Source organism: Neobacillus niacini (assembly GCF_036961885.1).
Taxonomy (GTDB): Bacteria; Bacillota; Bacilli; order Bacillales; family Cytobacillaceae; genus Neobacillus; species Neobacillus niacini_H.
The window spans coordinates 1-1,097 of the sequence record NZ_JBALNQ010000079.1; the positions used below are offsets into that span (position 1 = coordinate 1).

The following is a 1,097-nucleotide window of genomic DNA, read 5'->3' on the forward strand; positions in this document are numbered from 1 at the left end:
GTATAGAAATCTACGGCTTTTCAAATCTTAAAGGAAAATCATTTGGTATTTTTGCACATCTTGGAGAGATTTCAGTAATACTATCCCCTTTTATATTAATTATTTATTTACAAAATAAAAAAGGATATCATTATTTACTTTCAATAATTCTTGTGTTTATTAATCTTTTTTTATTTGGCGGGAAGTATGGTATTTTTATTGCATTGGTACATGTAATAGTTTTCTATTCAATTTGTTATAATATTAGCATCCGTAAAACATTTATATTCGGAATTTTAACAGTATTAATTGGGTTAATAGTATTTATATTGGTTTACGCGGTTAAGCCATTTTTGTTTCAAGGAAATTTTAGTACAAGTTCGTTTATAGATAGTATAAACTTTGCAGTGAAACATTTTTTGTATTATTTATTAAGTCCATTAATTGCAACAAATTACTATTTTAGTAATGGTACTAATCTGGTTGAAGGTATTCAAATTATGTTCACTGTTCCAATAAATATTATTAAAGCTATATTTCAAACGGGTGGTTATATTGATCCGATAAATTATAATTTTGTTAAGGTTTCATCGGATTTAAGAACGAATGTAGGTGGCTTATTTTCTGAAAGTGTCTTTCGTTCTAACTTGGTCATTGCAAGTATTTATGTAGGAATTTTCTTTTGTATAGTTTATTTCTTTTATATAAAAACCAGATATCAAGGAGAATTTTTAAGTATAACATCCCTGTTACTTGCCATTGTTTCACTGTTGTTTTTTACTAATTTCCTTACTGTATCAGGAGTTGTTTTGCCACTAATATTTTTGGCAATTTTCGAGTTTATCTTAAAAAGGGATTTTTCCTTTGAGAAATATTACAGAAATATAAAAAGATGGTTTCAAAATTGAAATTATCAATTTTTGGAGGTGAAAAAGTGAATAAACTTGGGATTATTGTATTGAATTGGAATGGTCATGAGGATACAATAGAGTGTCTTAATTCTCTATTAATAAATGAAAAGAACAATAATTACACCATATTTTTGCTGGACAATGGTTCAAAAAAAGATTCTGTAGAATATATTCAAAAATGGCTTGAAATAAATTTTATTCACCCAT

At 26.3% G+C, this 1,097-nt stretch carries 2 protein-coding genes; both read left to right on the top strand.

The annotated features are described in order from the left end of the window. Positions 1-887: O-antigen polymerase (locus V7124_RS24790; protein ID WP_335494348.1), on the top strand; the 887-nt coding region annotated here is incomplete at its 5' end. A gap of 26 nt (positions 888-913) precedes the next feature. Further along, positions 914-1,097 (top strand): glycosyltransferase (locus tag V7124_RS24795; RefSeq protein WP_335494350.1); only part of this gene is annotated, 184 nt, incomplete at its 3' end.